This is a genomic window from Mesotoga sp., assembly GCF_035363035.1.
Lineage (GTDB): Bacteria > Thermotogota > Thermotogae > Petrotogales > Kosmotogaceae > Mesotoga.
The window spans coordinates 1-3,521 of sequence record NZ_DAOSEH010000139.1; the positions used below are offsets into that span (position 1 = coordinate 1).

Annotated in this window: 4 protein-coding genes; all 4 read left to right on the forward strand. The window is 47.7% G+C overall.

The annotated features are described in order from the left end of the window. The first annotated feature begins 54 nt into the window (after window positions 1-54). The 4 genes from PKX57_RS11605 (at window position 55) to smpB (ending at window position 3,438) form a co-directional block, all read left to right on the forward strand. Window positions 55-1,224, forward strand: coding sequence for an HD domain-containing phosphohydrolase (locus PKX57_RS11605; RefSeq protein ID WP_472417473.1), 1,170 nt, complete (start codon window positions 55-57; stop codon window positions 1,222-1,224). A 125-nt stretch (window positions 1,225-1,349) separates the two neighbouring features. Further along, window positions 1,350-1,667, forward strand: a complete 318-nt coding sequence (locus tag PKX57_RS11610; RefSeq protein ID WP_472414834.1) for an antibiotic biosynthesis monooxygenase — start codon at window positions 1,350-1,352, stop codon at window positions 1,665-1,667. Window positions 1,668-1,704: 37 nt separating this feature from the next. After that, complete coding sequence (locus tag PKX57_RS11615; protein WP_472413790.1) at window positions 1,705-2,814, forward strand: M24 family metallopeptidase; 1,110 nt, start codon at window positions 1,705-1,707, stop codon at window positions 2,812-2,814. A gap of 180 nt (window positions 2,815-2,994) precedes the next feature. Then, window positions 2,995-3,438, forward strand: a complete 444-nt coding sequence (gene smpB, locus PKX57_RS11620) for an SsrA-binding protein SmpB (RefSeq protein ID WP_213922856.1) — start codon at window positions 2,995-2,997, stop codon at window positions 3,436-3,438. Window positions 3,439-3,521: the final 83 nt, after the last annotated feature.

A 3,521-nucleotide genomic window follows, 5' to 3' on the forward strand; every position in this document is an offset into this window, starting at 1 on the left:
TGGTAGAATTCACTTAAAAGCATTCTTATTATTTCAAGGGGTTGATTTTAGAATATGAAACATGGACAGTCTCATTCAACTGAAGTCGGCTCACACAGGGTTATTCTTTACAACGCTCCGTCTGAGATCGAAAGGGCTCTTGGCAGTTTCTGCTTCAACGGATACAGTCAGGAGAAGAAACTGCTTTTCATTTATGACAGGCTAACTCTAGTTGATCTCCAGAGGGCGATAGAACCTTACGGGATGAATCTAGAAGAGTTACGCCGTTCTGGCTGGATTGAAGTCGCCAGCGTGAGAGATACCTACTCGAGAGATGGTGTTCTAGATCTGGAAAGAATGGCGAAGGAGCTCGAAGAAAAAACACGAGAAGCGCTTGACAGCGGATTCGAAGGACTCTGCGTGGCCGGAGAAGGCTCGTGGATCTTCGATGAAAGCTTTGATGCAGCCAAGATGGTCGAGTACGAATCGAAGATGGACGAGTTTATCAGCGAAAATCCTCTCGATGCCTGTTGTATATACGATACATCAATCGTAAACAAAAGGATGCTTCTCCAGATTTCCAGCCTTCACCCGTTCGCTTTCGATACCGACAGCTTCGTTCCAAACTACGATTATTTCAAAGACGCTTACAGGAATAATTGCGAGAGCGACGAATGTAGGCAATTATACAGAGGAACGGCGACTATGGCTTTGGAGATGTTTAGAATCAGGGGATTTTATGCCGAAGATCATTGCGAAAACGTCTCGAGACTTGCCTCTGCAATAGCCAGAAAGATGAATGACAGTAGATTGGCCGGAGAACTGGAAACGGCCGGAAAGATTCACGATATCGGCATGATGTCTCTCTTTTCGGACATGATCGGCAAACCAGGAAAGCTCACCTGGTTCGAATCACAGCTTCTGCATGAACATCCTCTCGTGGGATATGAACTCGTAAAGAAAGTTCCCTTCCCGCGTACGATCGCCAGGGCTATACTGGAGCACCACGAAAGGCTCGACGGTTCGGGATATCCGCTGGGACTAAAGGGCGATGAGATAAGCATCGGAGGGAGAATTCTGGCCGTGGCCGAGGTCGTGTCGGCCATGAGCTTCTACAGAACTTACAGGGACGATTATGGAATAGAAGTCGCCTTGAATGAAATCGACGATAAAGCCGGTAGCTATTACGACAGCGATGTAGTGAAGACCTGTTTCAAGTGCTTCGAGGAAGGCTTTAAATTTTAGATGTTTTAAACGGTGAACGACTCTTGATACTCTTTCGAAGGGCTGAACGGTTATTGGACCTCTGTTTAGTCGTAGATCGGTCTGTTGTTTCACTGGGAATTTCGAAATTCTCGGGGGTGTTGGCGATGATAGTAACGGTAGTGGATATCTATGTCAAGAGCGAAAGAATCGATGAATTCATTGAAGCTACTACACTCAACCATAAGAGCTCCATTATGGAAGAGGGGAATCTCAGATTCGACTTCCTGCAGGACAGATCAAAATCGAATCACTTTCTTCTTTACGAAGCCTATGAATCGGAAGAGGCGGCTGCGGCCCACAAGAAGACCGATCATTATTTGAAATGGAAAAACACTGTGGAGAGTTGGATGGAAAAGCCACGTACTGGAATCCAGACGAACGTCATCGAACCGTCCGGTATCGCTTCCTGGAAGCATCGATGAAAGGCATATAGTAACTAAAAACGTGTGAGGTGCACAGATGCTTTTAGAGCTTTTCAAAGAAAGAGTAGAGAAGGTAAGGTCTTTATTTGAAGAGAATGGGGCAGATGCTCTTCTGATAAGCAAGTGCAACAACTTCTCCTGGTTCACGTTCGGTGCGCGCAGCCACATAACACTCAACGCGACCGAAGGAGAGGCCTCTATTCTGGTGACGCGGGACGGTGTTTATCTGCTCATAAACAACATAGAGCTTCAAAGACTCAAAGACCTGGAGCTACCCGAAGAAATACAGCGGGAACTTGAAGTGGTAGAGTACGACTGGTTCGAACGTACCTCCGCCGAGAAAGAGGCGATCGACTCGATAGTGAAGGGAAGAATCATCTCCGACACCGGAAGATACGAGACCGGCACTGTCGATCTGGTATCTCTCAGGAGCGTCTTGAGCGACTACGAAGTGGAAGTTTATTCGGATCTTGGAAGAGAATGCGACGAAATTTTCTCGGATGTTGTTCCATCGTTCGTACCTGAGATGACCGAGCTCGAAGTTCAGGGAATCATTTACCGGGAAATGGCGAAGAGAGATATAGAGCCGGTGCTCACTCTGGCCTTTTCCGAGGAGAGTACCTTGACTTACAGACACAACTTATCGAGAAACACGAGGCTCGGAAGAAGAGGCTTCGTGAGTATTTGTGCCAGAAGACGCGGCCTGATCATCTCCTCTTCTCGCTCTTTCATGTTCGAAGAAGTCGAAGGAATCAGAGAGCAGCACAGGCGTAACTGCTACGTGGATTCGGTGGCGATCGCCTCTTCCAGACCCGGGAAAAAACTTTCCGATGTTTTCGAAAAGATAAAGGAGGCCTACGCCTCGCAGGGAGCTCCGGGAGAGTGGAGGTTCCATCACCAGGGAGGTCTTGCCGGCTACTCTCCAAGAGAAGTGGTGGCCGACCCATACACTTCCATTGTGCTGAAAAGCGGAAACTCCCTCGCCTGGAACCCGACGATCAGGGGTACCAAGTCGGAAGACACAGTCTTATTGCTGGACGGGCAAAATCGAATCGCCTCCTACCCCCGATCGAGCACATGGCCGGCCTTGACCTTCGAAATCGACGGCCAGACAGTCAGGAGACCGGATATCGTGCTTTTGAAATAGCTCCGATTCGAAAACATTTGTCAACTCGCATTATGGAACAAGACAGACGCACGGGTTAAAATATGCCTGGCAGAGTTTTCTAAGTTGAACGAACACAGGAGGGATCTCCAGAGATCCCTTTTTGTTAATGCCGACAGATGTGATACAATCTATTTCGCAAAGTCGAGTGGAGGGAGTCACGTGAAGATCGTAGTAACTAACAAAAAGGCGAGGTTCCAGTACCATCTGCTGGACAGTTTTGAGGCCGGTATGGAATTGATGGGAACGGAAGTGAAGTCTCTCAGACTTGGAGGGGCTTCGCTCGTGGACGCCTACTGTAAAATAGAGAACGGAGAGTTGTTTCTCATAGACTGTAACATCAGCCAGTATTCTCACGGGAATCTCTGGAACCACGATCCCAGAAGAAAGAGAAGGTTGTTGATGCACAGGAAGGAGATACTGAGACTGGATCAGAAAACCAAAGAAAAGGGGCTCACCATAATTCCCACAAAGATCTATTTCAACGATAGCGGCAGGGCCAAGGTTGAAATAGCTATGGCCAGAGGAAAGAGGCTTTTCGATAAGCGAGAAGATGTAGCACGTAGAGATGTCGAGAGAAAATTGAGACAACAGGTCGATATTTGAAGATCGAGAGAGAGAAAGATTTTTCAGCACGCGACCAGGCTGCATCAACGGCTTTGAACGTCCATGTTGTTGTGGTATAATCA

What these genes read in the sequence shown, in the direction of transcription:
- PKX57_RS11605 (WP_472417473.1), top strand. Translation starts at nt 55, where the DNA reads ATGAAACATGGACAGTCTCATTCAACTGAAGTCGGCTCACACAGGGTT.
- PKX57_RS11610 (WP_472414834.1), top strand. Translation starts at nt 1,350, where the DNA reads ATGATAGTAACGGTAGTGGATATCTATGTCAAGAGCGAAAGAATCGAT.
- PKX57_RS11615 (WP_472413790.1), top strand. Translation starts at nt 1,705, where the DNA reads ATGCTTTTAGAGCTTTTCAAAGAAAGAGTAGAGAAGGTAAGGTCTTTA.